This is a genomic window from Solibacillus daqui (assembly GCF_028747805.1).
GTDB classification, from domain to species: domain Bacteria; phylum Bacillota; class Bacilli; order Bacillales_A; family Planococcaceae; genus Solibacillus; species Solibacillus daqui.
Genome location: NZ_CP114887.1, coordinates 636924 through 655960, shown reverse-complemented (window position 1 = coordinate 655960; position 19037 = coordinate 636924). Strand labels below are relative to the sequence as shown.

Annotated in this window: 14 protein-coding genes; 7 read left to right on the top strand and 7 right to left on the bottom strand. The window is 36.2% G+C overall.

Annotated elements, in window-relative coordinates; genetic code table 11:
• Positions 1–13 precede the first annotated feature (13 nt).
• On the bottom strand, positions 14–1177 hold the full coding sequence (locus O7776_RS03025) for a sensor histidine kinase (protein WP_274309174.1): 1164 nt from the start codon (positions 1175–1177) through the stop codon (positions 14–16).
• A 142-nt stretch (positions 1178–1319) separates the two neighbouring features.
• On the opposite strand from O7776_RS03025, the gene O7776_RS03020 reads away from it, so the two are divergent.
• Positions 1320–1946, top strand: a complete 627-nt coding sequence (locus tag O7776_RS03020; RefSeq protein ID WP_274309173.1) for a YigZ family protein — start codon at positions 1320–1322, stop codon at positions 1944–1946.
• A 183-nt stretch (positions 1947–2129) separates the two neighbouring features.
• Positions 2130–3182, top strand: a complete 1053-nt coding sequence (locus O7776_RS03015) for an LCP family protein (RefSeq protein ID WP_274309172.1) — start codon at positions 2130–2132, stop codon at positions 3180–3182.
• Positions 3183–3281: 99 nt separating this feature from the next.
• Here the strand turns inward: O7776_RS03015 and O7776_RS03010 are convergent, their stop codons facing one another.
• A complete protein-coding gene (locus O7776_RS03010; protein WP_274309171.1) occupies positions 3282–4337 on the bottom strand; it encodes a glycosyltransferase family 4 protein in 1056 nt (351 codons plus the stop codon).
• 287 nt (positions 4338–4624) lie between these two features.
• Here O7776_RS03010 and secA2 point away from each other — a divergent pair, with 287 nt between their 5' ends.
• Both secA2 and O7776_RS03000 read left to right on the top strand, forming a co-directional pair.
• The gene (secA2, locus tag O7776_RS03005; protein WP_274309170.1) at positions 4625–6985 is read left to right on the top strand and encodes an accessory Sec system translocase SecA2; all 2361 of its coding nucleotides are present in this window, start codon (positions 4625–4627) and stop codon (positions 6983–6985) included.
• A gap of 3 nt (positions 6986–6988) precedes the next feature.
• On the top strand, positions 6989–7894 hold the full coding sequence (locus O7776_RS03000; protein ID WP_274309169.1) for an accessory Sec system S-layer assembly protein: 906 nt from the start codon (positions 6989–6991) through the stop codon (positions 7892–7894).
• Positions 7895–8125: 231 nt separating this feature from the next.
• Here the strand turns inward: O7776_RS03000 and O7776_RS02995 are convergent, their stop codons facing one another.
• On the bottom strand, positions 8126–8677 hold the full coding sequence (locus O7776_RS02995; protein ID WP_274309168.1) for a C40 family peptidase: 552 nt from the start codon (positions 8675–8677) through the stop codon (positions 8126–8128).
• Positions 8678–9266: 589 nt separating this feature from the next.
• Complete coding sequence (locus tag O7776_RS02990) at positions 9267–10208, bottom strand: C40 family peptidase (protein WP_274309167.1); 942 nt, start codon at positions 10206–10208, stop codon at positions 9267–9269.
• Positions 10209–10523: 315 nt separating this feature from the next.
• On the opposite strand from O7776_RS02990, the gene brnQ reads away from it, so the two are divergent.
• Both brnQ and O7776_RS02980 read left to right on the top strand, forming a co-directional pair.
• Positions 10524–11840: a branched-chain amino acid transport system II carrier protein gene (gene brnQ, locus O7776_RS02985; protein ID WP_274309166.1), complete on the top strand. Its 1317-nt coding sequence runs from the start codon at positions 10524–10526 to the stop codon at positions 11838–11840.
• Positions 11841–12080: 240 nt separating this feature from the next.
• Positions 12081–13451, top strand: a complete 1371-nt coding sequence (locus O7776_RS02980) for a S41 family peptidase (protein ID WP_274309165.1) — start codon at positions 12081–12083, stop codon at positions 13449–13451.
• A 61-nt stretch (positions 13452–13512) separates the two neighbouring features.
• On the opposite strand, the gene O7776_RS02975 is transcribed toward O7776_RS02980, so the two are convergent.
• Positions 13513–14109 carry a TetR/AcrR family transcriptional regulator gene (locus O7776_RS02975; RefSeq protein WP_274309164.1) on the bottom strand — a complete coding sequence of 199 codons (597 nt, stop codon included), beginning with the start codon at positions 14107–14109 and terminating at the stop codon, positions 13513–13515.
• 284 nt (positions 14110–14393) lie between these two features.
• Between O7776_RS02975 and O7776_RS02970 the strand changes: the two genes are divergently transcribed.
• Positions 14394–16397 carry an S-layer homology domain-containing protein gene (locus O7776_RS02970; protein ID WP_274309163.1) on the top strand — a complete coding sequence of 668 codons (2004 nt, stop codon included), beginning with the start codon at positions 14394–14396 and terminating at the stop codon, positions 16395–16397.
• 303 nt (positions 16398–16700) lie between these two features.
• Here the strand turns inward: O7776_RS02970 and O7776_RS02965 are convergent, their stop codons facing one another.
• Entirely contained in the window at positions 16701–17642 is a 942-nt protein-coding gene (locus O7776_RS02965) for a C40 family peptidase (RefSeq protein ID WP_274309162.1), read from the bottom strand.
• Between the two features lie 233 nt (positions 17643–17875).
• Positions 17876–18934 carry a CAP and S-layer homology domain-containing protein gene (locus tag O7776_RS02960; protein WP_274309161.1) on the bottom strand — a complete coding sequence of 353 codons (1059 nt, stop codon included), beginning with the start codon at positions 18932–18934 and terminating at the stop codon, positions 17876–17878.
• Positions 18935–19037 lie beyond the last annotated feature (103 nt).

Genomic DNA, 19037 nt, shown 5'->3' with positions numbered 1-19037 from the left:
CCCCTAAGTCTACTTATATTGTTTCTTCCTCTTCGATTGGTAAAGGAATCTTTATTAAAACAGTCGTGCCTTTACCTACAACGCTGCTAATATTCATGTTACCTCTTAATAAATCAATTCTTTCTTTCATGCCTATAATACCAAATGAGCCTTCTCGAACGTTTTCCGTATCAAAGCCTTTACCATTATCTTTTACCACAACATTTATTTCGTCACGTAGCCACTCGATTTTTACATGTATTAATGAAGATTTGCCATGTTTTATTGCATTATTGGCACATTCTTGCACTAAACGGAAAATCGCTACCTCATAATCCGACGAAATACGGCGTTCATTATTGTAGGACATAAATTGTATATCAACGCCTGGGTTATATTCCATAACGGTTGATAAATATTTTTTTAATGTTGGTGTTATGCCTAAATCATCAAGTGCCATTGGGCGTAAATCGTAAATTATTCGACGGACTTCTGACAGTGCGTTGCGGACGTTTATTTTTAAATCTTGAATTTCTTGCAGTGCTTTGTCGGCGCCCTTCTCACGAAAAATACGATCAATTAAATTTGAGCGCATTAAAACGTTAGCCATCATTTGAGCTGGCCCATCGTGAATTTCACGTGATAATCGTTTACGCTCTTCTTCCTGAGCTTTTATAATACGAATTCCAAAGTCTTGCTTGATTTTAGCTTGCTCGAGTGCAGCACCCACATTTTTTAAATCAGTTGTCAAAAAGCTAATAACGACATTTACCTGATTGACAATGTGATCTGCTCTTTCAATCGTATCATAAAGTGCACGTAGTCGTCTTTCTAAATCATCTCGCTTGTCACGTAATTGTTTTTCTTTTTCCTTGCATAACGACACTTTAAGTTGTAAATTATTTGTATTTTCATAAGCTGCACGAATCTGTTCTTCCGAATGATCGTTAAAGCTTTTGCTAACAATAACTAATCGATGCTTCGATAATTGAAGTAGTTTCTCTGAACTATCGGTTTCATCAATCATAATTTTAATCTCTTGACGAACGATTTCGAGCTCTTGTTGCATATCTTCAAAGCTTCTTCGGCTCTGTTCGCTTATAATAAATATATCGTCCTTAGAATTTGTAATTGTTTCTAACATTCGATTAAAAATCATATCAAGCGAGGCTATATCTATCTGATCATCTTGAAACATACTATCCCCACCCTACTCGACCAAAATAATAACTACTGCTATCTATTTGTTTCACTACTATTATAGCATTATTAAATCATTTTTTAAGATATATTGTAACTACAAAAAAAGTAATTTATTGTAATTTTAAGGAGAATTTTTAATGAGAAATAACTATTTTACTGTCAAAGGTTATGGCGAATCTGAAATTATAATTTCAAAATCTCGGTTTATAACATACGTTGAACGTGTCGAAACCGAACAAGAAGCCCTACTGTTCATCGAAAAAATAAAAAAACTGCATGCTAGCGCTACGCATAATTGCTCCTGCTATTTAATCGGGGAGCATGATCAAATTCAAAAAGCAAATGATGATGGGGAACCGAGTGGAACAGCTGGCGTCCCTATGTTAGAAGTTTTAAAAAAGCAAGGACTAAAAGACACAGTTGTAGTCGTTACCCGTTATTTCGGGGGGATTAAACTCGGCGGCGGTGGGTTAATTCGTGCTTATGGCAATGCCACAACAGAAGGTATTGTGGCAGCTCAAGTTGTCGAGCGCAAATTACACTATGTCATGAAAATTGCAATTGACTATGTTTGGCTAGGTAAATTGGAAAATGAAATTCGTAATTCCGACTACACACTTCGCGATATCGACTACACAGACAATGTAGAAATTTTTGTTCACGTGTTAAAAGAGGTTGAAGCAACATTTATGGAGTGGATTACCGAATTAACAAATGGACAAGCCGTTATCACAAAAGAGGAATCACTATTTATCGAATTTTAAAAATAATAGGTCTTTATGTCATTCTTTTTTGTCGAAAACTTTACTGCATAAGTGGATAGTAGTATAATAAAAAGGATTTGAAACTATTATTCCTTATATTAAACCCTTTATTCTTACTATTATTTAAATTCAAAATACTCTATGTATATAGAAAACTATTCATATTTTAAGAGGAGAATCTTTATGAGAAACAGGCAAAACAAAAAGAGCGGCTCTTCGAAATTCAAGTTATTTTTAAAAGTAGCTATTCTCGTTGCGTTTTCGCTAACAATTTGTGCCACAGCATATGGCGTTTATTTAACAAAGCAAGCAAAACACGCAGCTAATGGTGCCTACGAGGAGCTTGAAAATCGTGAACAATCCGAGCAGCGAGATGTAAAAGTCGAGCCAAAGCAAGACAATGTCTCTATTTTAATTTTAGGGGTCGATGATAGCGAAAAGCGCGATCAAGGTGCAGAAAACTCTCGTTCAGACGCCCTATTATTAGCAACATTAAACAACAAAACAAAAACTGTAAAACTATTAAGTATTCCACGTGATTCTTATGTTTATATACCACATGTTGGCTATCGAGATAAAATCACTCATGCCCATGCTTTTGGTGGAACACTTGCTTCAATCGAAACGGTGGAAGAACTATTTGATATTCCAATCGACTACTATGTACGCATGAACTTCAATGCATTTATCGATATTGTCGATGCTTTAGGCGGTATCGAAGTCGAAGTACCATACGATATGCTTGAAATGGATGAGTTCGACAAAAAGACAGTCGACTTAGAAGCAGGCCTTCAAACATTAGATGGCCGCGAAGCATTAGCATTGGCACGTACTCGTAAGCAAGATAGTGACATCGAGCGTGGAAAACGCCAACAAGAAATTATTAAAGCCATTGCTAAAAAATCAGCATCTTTCACATCTATCTCAAAATACGATGATATCCTATCTGCTGTTGGTTCAAATATGAAAACAGACATGACCTTCGATGAAATGCGATCGTTCTTCAGCTATTTAACAGCTGGTATGCCACGTATCGACACATTAACATTAGAAGGCTATGATGATATGTCTACAGGTACTTACTATTACAAATTAGACGATGAAAGCGTAGATGAAATCAGCAATATCTTACAAAGCCATTTAGGTTTAAACCCTGAATCAACAAACTATTCAGGTACCGGCACACAATCTGATTCTGCTTATACAGAAGATGATTCAGATTCACTAACACAATAAACAAACGAAAGCCCAATCTCTCGAAAATGTGAGATTGGGCTTCTTTATGCATATAAAAAAACAAGTAATTAGTGCAACTAATTACTTGTTTCGATCTTTTCATTTATTAAATATCTTCACTAAATTCAACAGTGGTTTATAGTTTTTACCAGCAAGTCCGATAACTTCTACGAATAACTCAATTGCTACTAGAATGACCGTGATTAATAAAATCGCACCCCATACTTTTGCCATTGAGAAAATAACCGCTGCAACCCCAAACATAGCCGCCATTGCATAGATTATCAACACTGTTTGGCGATGTGAGAATCCTAAATCTAATAAACGATGGTGTAAGTGGGATTTATCAGGATCCGACCATTTTTTCCCACTACGTAAACGACGTACAATCGCAAAGAATGTATCTGAAACCGGAACTCCTAGCATAATTACAGGAATAACAAACGAAATGACCGCTACGTTTTTAAACCCTAGGAGTGCTAATACCGAAATCATGAAACCTAAAAACAGCGCACCCGTATCCCCCATGAAGATTTTCGCAGGGTGGAAATTAAAGAATAAGAAACCAATTGTAGCAGCAGCCAAAATGGCCGCCATTGCAATAACAATACCATTCCCCATAATCATCGCCATTACAGCTAATGTCATAAGTGCAATTGTTGAAACACCTGCAGCAAGACCGTCAAGACCATCAATTAAGTTGATCGCATTTGTAATCCCTACAATCCACATAATCGTAAGTGGAATCCCTAACCAACCAAAGTCAAGCTCACCACCGAATGGTAAGTTAATATTATTAATTTGAATATCGCCAACAAATACTACGATACACGCAGCAGCAAACTGCCCTACTAACTTTGCTTTTGCTGAAATTTCGCGCATATCATCAACAATACCTGTAATGACAATAATTGTAGCGGCGATTAAGATTGCATATAAATAGTCACTTGCGAAGTTTGTAACAAATTTTAAAAATAAAATTCCTATCATAAATGCAAGGTAAATCGCTAATCCACCTAGACGTGGCATAATGCGTGCATGTACTTTTCGATAGTTTGGGGCATCTACAGCGCCAAGGCGAAACGCTAAACGCTTCACAAGCGGAGTAAGTAAAATAGCAGCAACAAAGGCCACGATTAAAGACACGTAAATCATGTCGCTCCTCCTTAATATTTGTAGTCTCAACTACTACAACGTTTTAGTGTAAGTTGATGTTTCATAAAAAAATATACATTTTTATTCAAAGTAATTATAGCACGGACAAATTATAAAATATAGCTATATTTACTATGCAATCGTTTCAATAAAATCCAAATAATACCCAACAAATGGAGATTAACCTATGAATCACCTATTGTCTAGTAGTCATTATGCTCAAAATTTGATAAAATAATGGAGTGTCTACTATATTGAAGTAGCCAATTTTAAAGGAGAGTAAAAATATGTTCTCAATTTTTAAACGCAATACGGAGCAAACAAGTGCCCGAGAGCTAAAAAAATACTACAAAACTGTAGACCAAATTAACAAGCTTGAAGCAACTTATAGTCCAATGACGGACGACGAGCTCCGCAATATGACATTTACATTCAAAGAACGTTTAGAGAACGGCGAAGCGCTAGTTAACATCATCCCTGATGCCTTCGCTGTCGTGCGTGAAGCATCTAAACGTGTTTTAAACATGCGCCATTTTGATGTGCAATTAATTGGTGGTCTTGTATTAACAGAAGGAAATATTGCTGAAATGCCTACAGGTGAAGGTAAAACTTTAGTTGCCTCACTCCCTTCTTACGTTCGTGCATTAGAAGGCAAAGGAGTTCACGTGATCACAGTTAATGATTACTTAGCAAAGCGTGACTTCGAATTAATCGGACAAATTCACCGCTTCCTTGGCTTAACAGTTGGTCTGAACGTACCAATGATGGAGCCTGCCGATAAAAAACTAGCGTACAATGCAGATATCACATATGGTGTTGGTACGGAATTTGGTTTTGACTATTTACGTGATAATATGGCGCATACAATTGGCGACAAAGTTCAGCGTCCATACCATTTCGCTATTATCGATGAGGTGGATTCGGTATTAATCGATGAAGCGAAAACACCATTAATCATTGCTGGTAAAATGGGGGCAAATGAAGAATTGCACCGCATCGCTGCCATGTTAGCAAAACGCTTCAAAGTAGATGAAGATTATGACTTTGATGATGAAACGAAGGCAACTTCATTAACAGATCAAGGGATTGAAAAAGTTGAAGCCGCGTTTGGTGTTGATAACTTATACGATCTTGAGCACCAAACACTGTACCACTATGTAATCCAAGCCGTTCGTGCGCATGTCATGTTTGAGCGCGACGTTGATTACATCGTGCGTGAAGATAAAATCGAACTTGTCGATATGTTTACTGGCCGCATTATGGAAGGACGTTCACTTTCAGATGGCTTACACCAGGCGATTGAAGCGAAAGAAGGCGTGACAATCACTGAAGAAAACAAAGCACAAGCTCAAGTAACGATTCAAAACTACTTCCGTATGTACCCGAAATTATCAGGGATGACTGGTACTGCGAAAACGCAAGAAAAGGAGATTCTAGAAGTTTACGGCATGCACGTGATTCAAATCCCAACGAACCGTCCGCGCAAACGTATGGACCAAACCGATATCGTATTCGAGACGATCGAGCAAAAATACGAATATGTGGCACAGGAAGTATTACGTCGCCATGAACTAGGTCAACCGGTTTTAGTCGGAACCACTTCTATTCTACAATCCGAAAAAGTAGCGAGCTATTTAAAAAAATATGGCCTCCAATTCCAACTTCTAAATGCCAAAACAGTGGAGCAAGAAGTTGAATTAATATCTGAAGCCGGTCAAAAGAAACGTATTACTGTTGCAACAAACATGGCAGGTCGTGGTACAGATATCGTATTAGGTGAGGGTGTTGAGTCACTTGGCGGTCTTTTCGTTATTGGTACAGAAAAACATGAATCTCGCCGTGTCGACAATCAATTACGCGGTCGTTCTGGTCGTCAAGGTGACCCTGGCGAAAGTCAATTTATCCTGTCGATTGAAGACGATATGTTCAAACGCTTTGCAAAAGACGATGTCGAAAAGTTCCGCAAAAAATTGACAACAAACGAAATTGGTTGCGTTCAAAACAAAGATGTTATTGAGCTCATTGACCGTACACAGCGTATTGTTGAAGGCGCTCACTACTCGATGCGTGAATACAATTTAAAGCTCGACGACGTGATTAATGATCAACGTCGTGTTATTTATGGTTTACGTGATAAAGTGCTAAAAAACGAAGGCATCTTAGAACATTTAATAACAATGATGTACGAAACAGTTGATTTTGCCGTTCGTGAAAATGCTCCAGAGGATAAAGATGTTATTGAGTGGGACTTCGATAAAATCGAGCGCACGGTCAATTCATTGTTTATCACATCGGTTTCAGTAAACCGCGATGAAACAAAAGTAACGAAAATTTTAGATTCTCTAGATTCATCCGTTAAAGAACTAAAGACCGTTATCGAGAGCTTCGAGCAAAACGAGCAAATGATGGCCATTATTCCTAAAGTAATGCTTAGCTTCATCGACCATATGTGGGTTCGTCACTTAGAGCAGATGGCGCATTTAAAAGAAGGTATCGGCTTACGTCATTACCAACAAGAAGACCCGATGCGCATTTACCAACGTGAAGGCTTAGAACTATTCGGGAAAAACTATCAAGAGCTACGTCGCAAAATTGTTGAAGAGCTTGTAACATTTATGAAAAACATTACGATGAACGTGGAGGAATAAAAAATGGGTTTATTCGATTTATTTAAAAAAGGCGATAAAGTCGGTCAAGACAGTGCAGTTGATTCATCATCAGTCGTAAAATCAACAGCAAAAACAGCAAAAAAGGACGCAAATCGTGATGTTGTAACGAAATTATCATTCCATCCAGAGTGGAATGTGCCACAAGAACAAAAATACGTGTTCAACTTCTTAGCAAACGATTTAGCACCATTAAAACCAAATCAACTTTCACTTTCGGCAATTAACATTGAGCCTGTATCAGCAAATGGCTCTTGGAATGTTAAAGCATTCTTCCGTTCTTCATTACCAGAAGCGATCGAGCTTGGTGATATCGAGCTATTAGTTTTAGACAAAGATGACAACCGTATAGCGTCTCACTACTTTGATTTCAAAAAGCTTGGTGTCATTCCAGCTGAAAGTGCGCGCCCTTGGATTTTCAACTTCCCTAAATCAACAATTACGAGTGAGGAAATTCCTAAAGAAGGCTGGAAAATTTCATTTAACTTACTTTCATTACGCGGTCATCAATTAGATTTAGATGACACTTGGAAAAAGCAGCTACCAGAAAAAGAGCAAGAAAAATTAGCTGAAATCGTCAAAACGTTACCGAAGCTAGGTAAAACAGAAGTTAACTTTACAGGTTTACAAACAAAATTAAATGATGACAATAGTTTACACGCTTCAATCTTCATCCGTAACGGTCATGATAAAGCGATTAACTTAGAGCAATTGCCACTTGAAATCGTGGATGCACGCGGAGTCGTTGTAGCAAAGGGTTCGTTCAATTTAGATCCTGTATTATCCGTTCAACCAAATACTACAAAACCTTGGACGTTCATCTTCCCAGCACAGCTTGTTACAGCTGAAGGCGCAGACCTATCTCGCTGGACAGCACGCGTACCTCAATAGTTATTTTGACAGCACTCCAATATTTGGATTGCTGTTTTTTTGTAGTCTATATCCATAAAAAAATACTTGTAGTAAAGATACTCTTTTGATCGAGTATCTTCACTACAGGTTAATGACTTACCTACTTTCTTTTGATAAAAAAAATTATGTAAAATCTCACAACAAAAAATCCCTCGCTCCTTTTAATTAAAAGGACGAGAGATTTGATATATTATCTGTAAGAAAAATTTATTATTCTGTGTCAGTTTCTGGTGTGTTATCTACGTCAGAATCATCTTCTAAAGCAGCGATTTGACTATTTGTTTGGAAATTTGCGATGCGTTTAGCGCCAACATATTTGTTAGCCCAATAATATTTGTCATTAATGCTCGTTTTAATAACACCCTTACTAGTTGAAGCGTGGGCAAACTTGCCTGAGCCAATGTAAATTCCTACATGTGATACGCGATTACCAGAAGTGTTGAAGAATACTAAATCACCTGGTTGTAAGTCGCTTTTCTTCACTGCTGTACCTTGGGCATACATATCTGCAGATGTACGATCTAGTGAAGTAATACCTAACTCTTTAAACACTTGGCGAACATAACCTGAACAGTCAAAGCCATTTGAAGTTGTTCCACCATATGAATAACGCACACCCATATATTTTGAAGATATTTTATCTAATTCCTCTATAGAATATGATGCAGCAGAAGCTTCGTTTTCATGCACTGGTGAGAAGAAGATGACGAATGCCGCTGCCAAAGTTAGTACCGTATTACGTATTAATTTAATGTAGTTCATCGTGTTCCTCCAACCATTCCAATAAATTTTCTGAAAACTTGATTGATATTAGGTTAACACGAGATTCCACTTTATAACATTACAGTTATGTAACATTATAGTTACACTTATCCTTAACTGTAATTATTAAACAACACTTAAAAACCCCGATATATCAACATTTGTATGCTCTATCAATTAAAATATAATCTAATAAATTACAATTTAACCCTACTACAAAGTATCTCTTGTAACATTTGTAACATAAGTCGTAAGTACCAATGTAAAAAAATAACAAATCACACAAAAAATGCACGAGTTGCTATCTTTTCTTATATAGATTACATTGAAAAACTTTTCTTTTCCTTACTACAAAAAAATCGACTATGTCTTTTTACTCAAAACATAGTCGACCTACTTTTGCTTGTCCCACTAAAAGCTTATGGCACAAACTCGTTTATCTCGCATTAAGGGACAGCAGACGCCCACTTCAAACTGGCAATTGTCATGAGACCGTTAATAGGGCTATCCACTGCCCCTAAAAGCCCGATTGGTGAAAGCTAATGCCCGTTTATGGATGAGGAAAACCCCCACCGAGCAAAGTTTCACATTATTTTACGGTAGTTAAACGTTTGTACGCTACAAAACGCTCATTCCAGTATTTTTCATTGACATTACTAATGTTAATTCCCTTTGTACCAGCATGAATAAATTGGTCACCACCAATATAGATTCCCATATGTGAAATCGTTGGAATATAAGTATTTTTGAAAAATACGATATCCCCCGGTAATGGTTGTTGTACCTTTTGTGTATCTTGTTCAAAATATTGTAGGCTTGATTTGCGCTCTAACTTAAGCCCAGCATTGTTATATACATAGCTTATAAAACCGCTGCAATCAAAACCTTCTATTGTATTACCACCGTATTTATATGGTATATCAATAGCTAGCATGGCAATTTCAAGCGCTTTTGTATACAACTCTGTATTGGCCTTTGATATAGAAAGTGCTGCTGTTTTTTCACTATTTAGTTGTTTTTCAATTGCTTCATCAGCTGTTTCTTTAAAATTAATCTCCGCCTCGACTTCATTTGCTGTCGGTGCTTCATCAATTATATCCGTATCTTTATTAATCATAAGCTTCTGCCCTACTTTAATAGAATCGGATTTTAAATTGTTCCATAGTATAATATTTTCAACAGTTGTGCTATATTTCTTTGCAATTTTTGATAGTGTATCCCCTTTTATCACCTTGTGAGAAAGGGACTTTTGCACATCTTGCTTGATTTCTTCAGAAGCAGTATTAGAAGTCCCACCATTGTTTGAACTTCCTAATTTAGTAACAACTAAGGACTGTGCTATGTATATTTGATCCCCTGATAATTGATTCCATTGTTTCAACTGCTGAATTGTCGTGTTGTGAGCTTTCGCAATTTTTGATAGAGTATCCCCTTTTTGTACGATATAAGATGATGCTTCTACTAATGACGCCGAACATAATACACCTGAAAGTACCGCTCCTGTTAGCGCTACTTTTATAGCTTTCTTCATATTGAAAACTCCTCCTTCTCTGTGAAACTTATACTCTCAAATCCATTTTACTTAATTTACTATCATGTTCACAACATGCCATTAGATAGATTATTTACTATTAATATTCTTATATAAACAAAAATTTCCCATACCATCTTTCTAGTATAATAGAGTTTAATTCTATCGAAATTACATAAATTCTGACGATTTCGTATTTTTTACAATTTTTTCATTTTTCATTCCAACTTTTTTATGATAGAATTACGTCTTGTTGCAAGGTTTAAATTTTTAGAAAGTTTTGTATTTTCAATTTTAAAGGAGTTTTTTCTTAACATGGGTAGCAAAAGTTTTTTCCGCGAAAATATCGCGGTAGGTTTCATGTTATTTGCACTGTTTCTTGGTGCAGGTAATATCATATTTCCACCACAGTTAGGTCAAATGGCAGGGGAAAATATTGCGATATCAATGATTGGATTTTTAATTACTGGGGTAGGTTTACCTCTTTTAGGTATCATTGCAGTAGCAAAAAACGGTGGCGATTTAGAAGTTTTAGCAGGTCGTGTTAATCCTTATTTCGGAATTATCTTCACTTCGATTGTTTATTTATCAGTTGGACCATTCTTTGCGATTCCCCGTACAGGTGCCGTTTCATTTTCAATTGGTATTGCACCATTTTTATCTGAAGGAATGAAAGAAAGTTGGATTCCACTATTTATTACAACTTTATTATTTTTTGGACTTACATTCTACTTAGCGTTCAATCCATCAAAAATCGTTGACCGTGTAGGTAAAATATTAACACCAGCATTATTAATCATTATTTGCTTACTAGCAATTAAATCCCTCATTACGCCTATGGGTGAAATTGGCCAAGCACAAGGCACTTATATTGATAACGCATTTGGTGAATCATTCATTCAAGGCTATTTAACTATGGACGTACTAGCCTCGTTAGTATTCGGGATTGTTATTGTTCAATCATTAGTTGCACGTGGTGTAACAGAAAAAGCAGCACAAATTAAAATTACCATTTTCGCAGGTATTATTGCCGCTGCGGGCTTAGCGTTTGTTTATGTATCTTTAGGTTATATCGGGGTAACAAGTACTTCGGCAATTGGCTTTCACGATGATGGCGGTACGATTATTTCACTGGCAGCGCAACAGCTTTTCGGGCAAGCGGGTAATATTATCTTATCAGCAGTTATTATTTTAGCTTGTTTAACAACTTCTGTTGGTTTACTGTCGGCCAATGCGACATTCTTCCATAAGATTTTCCCGAAAATTTCATATAAAGTGTACTTAGTCATTTTCACGGTATTTTCATTCGCCGTTTCTAACTTCGGTTTAGCGGATTTAATTCAAATTTCTTTACCAGTGCTAGTAGCAATTTACCCAATTGCAATTGTATTGATGGTATTTGCATTATTCGGCAATTTATTCAATCATGCACCTAGCGTTTATGGCGTTGCATTAATTTTCACAGGTGTCGTTGCCCTATATGATGGCATTAAGCAAGCTGGTTTTGAAATTGAGGCTTATGACAATTTCTTATCCATCTTCCCATTCTACGAGCAAGGCATTGCATGGGTTGTTCCAGCATTAATCGGTGGCGTAATTGGTTATATTATGTATATTGTAAAGCGTAAATAAAATTAGAAGATAAAAGGCGTAGCGGAAATTTCGCTATGCTTTTTTTACTCCATCAAACGCTTATTTGAGTTATATATTCAATTTCGTAGTTGCCACGCTACTACTCAACACCTCAAAACTATCCTCCAAACATTTCCCTATTCGAATTGGACTTAACTAGGTAATTTCTATAAAATAAGTATATATAATAGTAGAAACAAGGAATTTTTCCTTAAATAACATTATAAGGCGGGCTAAATTATGCTTAAAAAACAGCTAACAGCATTATTGCTATTTGTACTATGCATCTCAATCCCTGTTACAGCATTTGGTGCTTCTATCGATGAAGTACGCGATATCGTAAAAGACAACTACGTCGGGGATATTGATGGCAATCTTGACCAAGCAACAAGCATCCATGAAATGATGGATATGCTTGATCCATATTCGACTTATTTTACAGCTGAAGAATTTGAAAGTTTTATAAGTGGTGTTGAACTAACATCCGTTGGAATTGGCGTTGTTATTGAAAAAGTGGATAATGGGATTAACATTACACAGGTAATTGATGGTGGTAGTGCAAAATTTGCAGGTTTAAAAGTTGGCGATATTATTACGACCATCGATGGTACCCCTACAGCTGCATTAACGATCGAGCAAGCTTCTGCGCGCATTAAAGGAGCTGCCAATACAAGTGTTTCCCTAACAATTTTACGTGAGGATGGCACAATTTTAACGAAAGATCTTGTGCGTAAAGCTTTTTCATTACCAAACGTAGCAGCTGAAATGCTTTACGGAAATGTAGGGTATATTTCATTAAATTCATTTTCAAATGACACGGCTAGTTTAATAGCAAAATCGATTCGTGATTTGAAAAACAAAGGGGCTAAAGCGTTTATTTTCGACTTACAAAATAATGGTGGTGGCTACGTATCAGCGGCCGAACAATTAATAGGTATGTTCCCTAACGCAACCTATGCCTACAAGCTACAAGAGGCATCAGTCACTTCTAACGTTCGAGCATTAAAGCAAACAACACAATTCCCTGAAAATACAAAAGTACTAATTAACGCCCATAGTGCAAGTGCTTCTGAAATGACAGCAGCTGCCCTATTAGATCAAAATGCGGCAAAGCTATACGGACAAACAACTTATGGAAAAGGGGCAATGCAAGGATTCTTTGAACTTGAAGATGGCAGTTTCCTAAAGCTTACAGTCGGGCATTTTTTCGGTCCAAAAGGTACAGTCATTAACCACACTGGTGTAAAGCCACACGTCAAAACAACTGGTAATGCCATCTATAAAGCTCATTTCGATACAATTGCTAGTGGTTTAATAAACTATAAAGAAATGAAAGCCAAAAAAAATGTTCCTTTAAACAAATCGTTTACCGTGAAATTCTCGAAATCTATTACTACTAAGCTCGATCCAACTGCCGTTGAATTAGTGGCCCTTGGTGGCGGTTCAATAGAATCAACAGTTAACGTATCCAACGAGCAATTAGTAGTGACGCCAAAAAAACCGTTAGATGCAGGCAAAGAATATATGCTGATCATTCATCCTAAAGTGAAAACGGACAATGGCCAAAGCTTAAAAACAGGTGTTTATTTACATGTAACAACAACGAAATAGTGAAAAAGAGTTTGTCAAAAGTTTTTCAACTTTTAACAAACTCTTTTTATTTCATATGTAATTATTGGTGTACAAGCTTATGTTCGTTTACAAAATAAATCTTACTAATTTCTTCAGCAAGCTTTTCAGGATTCGATTTATTTGTTAACAGATTCGTTAATGTTAAACGCTCCATTGATCCAACTATGCTTTGTGCAAGTATATTGGAATTCACGCTCTTTACAATTGTATAATCTTTAAGGTCTTCATTAATCATATTTTCTAGTTTTGAAACAAGTATTTGCTTCACTACCGCTGATTGATCACCTTCATAAAAACCTATCTTTGTTAAACTTGGATTTTCAATAAAATAATCAAAGATGCATTTTAAGTTCTGTTCAATTACCATAGTAACCTCTTTTTCGGTGCTAACAGCCTCACCAGTGTTAGAAAAAATCTCAACTAAATCATTTCGAAATTTTTCATTGAGGTCATTGAACAATGATTCTTTACTTTGGAAATATAAATAAAACGTTGGCTGTGTTAAACTAGCCGCTTTTACGATATCACTAATTTTTGTTTGATGATACCCATGTGTAGAAAAAAGCTCAATTGCTTTTTCTAATAATAATTTTTTACTTTTTTCTCCGCTTGAATTTACTCGACGTCCTCTAGCCATACTTCCCCACCTTATCTCTTTTTCAGATGTTTAGTACTGAATAATTTCCAATAATTTCACATTTATTATATAATAATTATCTTTCAAAATAAAGGATTACGGCATAAAAATAACATTTTATCTCATTTTTAGTAGTATTTTTATATTATTAGCTAATAATAATTATTTTGCAATATTGACAAATTCTTATCGTATATACTTGAAAGAGTCCTATAGGTCTATTTGTTGCTATTATATGGATTCATAATTTGTTAAAATTATAGTATCGAAAGGAGTGTTGATTTGTGATAAAAAAAATATTTAGCTTCGGTATAACATTATTAATGATCATATCATTTTCAATTCTGTCACCTTCATTTGCTAATGCTAATGATATTGACAACCATCCCATGGTACATGAATTGACATATTGGTCTAATTTAAATGTTATTCGACCTGACGCTAATGGAAATTACAATCCGAATCGTGCTGTAACTCGTGGCGAATTCGCTTCATATATTACACGCGCACTTAATTTACCAGAATCATCCACGCATACATTTAAAGATTTAAAGGCCGGTCAAACATTAACAAATGAAATTCAAGCAGCTGCTGGGGCAGGTATTTTAAGCGGCTATCCTGATGGAACTTTCCGCCCGAATGACAAAATTACACGCGAACAAATGTCAGCACTATTATTACGTACACTAACGTACGGAAAGGTCCCACTAAATGGGGCACCTCTTACGTTTAAAGACAATGATAAAATCCGAAATGAATTTAAACCAGCTGTTGCCACAAACGTATACTACAATATTATTCGTGGGTCACAAACGGCTAAAGGGATTTACTTCGAGCCTAAGGGTTCCGCTACAATTGCTCAAGCTGCAGCGTTTTTATATCGTATGCAAACAATAATTGACCAGTATAGTGAAAATAGTGAAGAACCACCTGTAACACCACCTGTGGATGCATCAAATTACTATATCGGTAAAATTAACAATGGTGTTGTGACAAAAAACCCAACAAGCTATTATTCCTACGAACAAGCAGTTGAAGCTCAAAAGGCAGCTAACTTAAACCTAATCTTTAAAGGCGAAAAAATCATTAACATGCCCGCTGGTATTGCATCAGCAGCTGATACAACAGCCAATACGGTTACAATTTACTCAGACCCAAACTTTAAAACTGTACTAACTGGTGCTGTTGAAGGAAGCGAGTTTAAATATTACGCTAGTACCGATAAATACGCCGTTGTCCGCTTAGCCGATACAAAGGGCTATGCTAAAATGGACGAGATTACATTAACTCCTTCTAGCTTGTTAAATGGAAAATCTTCGTATTACTTTGTTTTAGATGGGATCTTACATCACAACACATTCAACCATATTACACAAAAATATTATGGTGCCTATACAATAGGACCTGCACCAAGCTTTATGAAAACAGGCGTGAATTATTATAGCCAAGACGGTGTCAATTTCTATAGTGACTTTTTATTAACGGCAAAAGTCGGAACATACTACCCGTATTTCCAATTTGCCTCAATTCGCCAACATACAAATTACACGGCAGAAGAGCTTGATAACATTATTATGACGCTATTAACTGAACGCCAAGTTCTACCAGGCTATGAAAATGTACTAACCGATTCACGACTAATCGGTCTAGGTACCTTATTAAAAGAAGTTGAAGCAACATATAACATTAATGCCCTTTTCATCCTAGCAACTGCTATCCATGAAAGTAACTATGGAATAAGTGAAAATGCATTGAAAAAGAATAATATTTTCGGTATCAAAGTGTATGATTCTAACACTGCACTAGGTACAACATTTGCCTCACGCGACGATAGTGTACGTGCCTTTATCAATCAATATACAAATCTAAACTATGTGCCACAGTCTGGTGGTTATGCAAACGGAGCATCTCCAGGAAATAAGACTTCTGGCATGAATGTCCGCTATGCTTCAGATCCATTCTGGGGTAGTAAAATTGCTGGCCATATGTATCGTATCGACAATCGTTTAGGTAAAAAAGATTCCCAATCATCTCAACTAGCATTCGTTGTTAATAATGGTGATTTAGTTAATACACGTGCGGAGGCTACAACTGACTCTGAAAAAGTATTTACATATAAAGCAAAAAATGTTGGGGAAACGAAGACTTTCGGTTATCCTGTAGTAATCGTTGATGAAACACAAGCTGCTGATGGCTATGTATGGTACAAAATTATTTCAGATGCCAATCCACCAAGCCGCTACGTATGGGTACGCTCAGACTTAGTAACAAAATTCCAAGCAAATTAATACTACCCACGATAAAACGCCCGACAGGAAATCCGTCGGGCGTTTTATAAATCTCAAAAAGCAAAAAGTTATTTCGGTGGACCTAACATGCTATATGCCACCATGCAGTAGACCGCCAAAATAAGTAGCACTGCACTTAATACAGAAGGGAATCTGCTCAATGTGAGTATAATAGATTTGATAACTTAATCGTCATATACTCTATATCTAAACAAAAAAACATACTAGCAATTAACTAGTATGTCCCTTTTACTTTATTATTTTCATCTAGCTATGTAGCTATCATAATAAAACTTATGTTGGTTATTTATTTTGAGCGCGCTCGATAAATGCAGCTAAGTCTACTAGTTTTACATTATTACTCACACCGAATGTGCCATCACCTAAACCTTTTGTAATGCCATTTGAAGCTAAAATCGAGATATCATTTGAAGCCCAGTGTGAAGCTGGTACGTCTGTAAAGCTTAATTGTTGTTCTTGTAACTCTAACTTATATGCAGCAACTAAGACTTTTGCCATTTGAGCTCGTGTAAATGGTGAACCAGGATTAAATTTACCGTTTTCATCACCAGTGAAAACACCTAACTCATATAATGCCTTCGCTGCCCCTGCAAATTTTGAAGACGATTTTACATCTGGGAATACAGAAGTTGTATCTGATGTATCAAGACCTAATGCTTCAGCTAATTGTAATGCTACTTCACCACGTGAAGCATATACAGTAAAATCAATTGCAGCGTCTTTTACTTCCTCTTTTTTCGATTCACCAGCTGCTACAGTTGTATTTTCACCAAAAGTTGTTACACGCTTGGCACCAACATAGCGCTTGCTCCAGTATGCTGTGTTAATGTCAGCCTCTGTAACGCCTGTACTTACACCAGCATGGATAAATTTAGTTCCACCTAATGAAATACCTACATGTGAAACGCCACCAGATGTATTAAAGAATACTAAATCCCCTGCTTGTAAGTTTGCCTTTGAAACTGAAGTACCTTGTTTATATTGCATCGCAGCTGTACGGTTTAATGTATAGCCTAATTGTTTAAATACTAGTTTTGTATAACCTGAACAATCTAGCCCTTGAGCTGTTGTTCCTCCGTATACATATGGTACACCGATATATTTAGAAGCTGTTGCTGTTAATTCTGAAATTGATGCTGCCTCTGCAGAATTGTTTGTTGTAGTAGCCGTTCCAGCAAAAATCATAAATGCTGCGAAAATCGGCAGTAAAATTTTTTTCTTCACGTTAAATGTTACTCCCTCCGAAAAATAAGGTTTATTTAACCTACAAATAGAGTAACACATAATTTTATGCTATAATTTTTCACTTCTGTAACAGTTCATCAGATATACTCCGATAACACAACCGAAGAAATTTATAACACGAAGCAGAAATTTATTGATTAAACCAGAAAATAATCAACACGCAATTATCCTGTGTAATGTTTTTGTAATATAACAGTCTAATATTTGGGAAATTATTTAGCAGAAAAATGTTGAACTATGTAATATTTTCCACTTTTTGTTTTCTCGATTCCGATGCCCATATACTCATATTGACTATTTAATATATTGGCACGGTGCTTTGGTGATTTCATCCACGCATCGACAGTTGCTTGTGCTGACGTAAAATTCCGAGCAATATTTTCCCCAAAACTAATATATTCATAATCAAATAACGTCGCTAAATCCCATGGGTTCCCATAGAATGGTGAATAATGCTCAAAATAATTGCGTTTCACCATATCCTTTGCTTTTATAATCGAAATCTGTGTTAAGTCCTGATCGATTGATAGCTTCGACAAATTATTCTTTAAACGAATATCATTTATGAGAGAAAAAATTTTAGTTTCCCAATTTTTATAATGGTTAACCGTTGAAATATAATCTTTTTGTAAAAAATCATAGATTACGTCTTTCTTTTCGAGCTGTCCTTTAAATGCCATGCCGCGCTTTGTCAGTAATGCGATTTGTGCACGTGTTACATATTGATTTGGTTCAAATTTACTGGCAGTTATCCCCTGAACGATTGACACATCAGCTAATGATTCAATATAATCTTTTGCCCAAAAATTTTTAGACAAATCTTTGAATCCCGATTTGTTTTGATTGTCCACTTCGATCCCATATGCAAGTGCAATCATTTTCGATATTTCTGAACGCTTTAATTGGGCATTTGGATAAAAAAAGTAACTATCCTGTAACACGCCTAATTCAGTTAATTTACTTATTTGTTTATAATATGGATGCGTTTCTGGAACATCTTGAAAGCTTGGCTTAAAGTCCGTCGTTAAATCAATGCCCATCGTTCGTGCAATGATAACAGCCGCTTCCCCACGTGTAGTTGTTTGATTTGGCTTGAATGTGCCATCTTCGTAGCCCTGCATATACCCTTTTGCGACAAAATCATATATAGTAGTAGCCGCCCAATGCTTTGCAGGTACATCACTAAAAGAGGTTGTCGCTGCTAAACTCTGTGTTTGCACACTCCCCCAAAATAATACCGCAAATGAGCTAGCTAATAATATTTTTTTCACTTAACCACTCCTTTTCAAATAACTATCTTATACAATTATATTATAAAAAGAAAGAACGTCTCTTCATCAATAGAAGGACGCTCTTTCAATAATATCAAATTTT

What these genes read in the sequence shown, in the direction of transcription:
- O7776_RS03025 (WP_274309174.1), bottom strand. Translation starts at nt 1,177, where the DNA reads ATGTTTCAAGATGATCAGATAGATATAGCCTCGCTTGATATGATTTTT.
- O7776_RS03020 (WP_274309173.1), top strand. Translation starts at nt 1,320, where the DNA reads ATGAGAAATAACTATTTTACTGTCAAAGGTTATGGCGAATCTGAAATT.
- O7776_RS03015 (WP_274309172.1), top strand. Translation starts at nt 2,130, where the DNA reads ATGAGAAACAGGCAAAACAAAAAGAGCGGCTCTTCGAAATTCAAGTTA.
- O7776_RS03010 (WP_274309171.1), bottom strand. Translation starts at nt 4,337, where the DNA reads ATGATTTACGTGTCTTTAATCGTGGCCTTTGTTGCTGCTATTTTACTT.
- secA2 (WP_274309170.1), top strand. Translation starts at nt 4,625, where the DNA reads ATGTTCTCAATTTTTAAACGCAATACGGAGCAAACAAGTGCCCGAGAG.
- O7776_RS03000 (WP_274309169.1), top strand. Translation starts at nt 6,989, where the DNA reads ATGGGTTTATTCGATTTATTTAAAAAAGGCGATAAAGTCGGTCAAGAC.
- O7776_RS02995 (WP_274309168.1), bottom strand. Translation starts at nt 8,677, where the DNA reads ATGAACTACATTAAATTAATACGTAATACGGTACTAACTTTGGCAGCG.
- O7776_RS02990 (WP_274309167.1), bottom strand. Translation starts at nt 10,208, where the DNA reads ATGAAGAAAGCTATAAAAGTAGCGCTAACAGGAGCGGTACTTTCAGGT.
- brnQ (WP_274309166.1), top strand. Translation starts at nt 10,524, where the DNA reads ATGGGTAGCAAAAGTTTTTTCCGCGAAAATATCGCGGTAGGTTTCATG.
- O7776_RS02980 (WP_274309165.1), top strand. Translation starts at nt 12,081, where the DNA reads ATGCTTAAAAAACAGCTAACAGCATTATTGCTATTTGTACTATGCATC.
- O7776_RS02975 (WP_274309164.1), bottom strand. Translation starts at nt 14,109, where the DNA reads ATGGCTAGAGGACGTCGAGTAAATTCAAGCGGAGAAAAAAGTAAAAAA.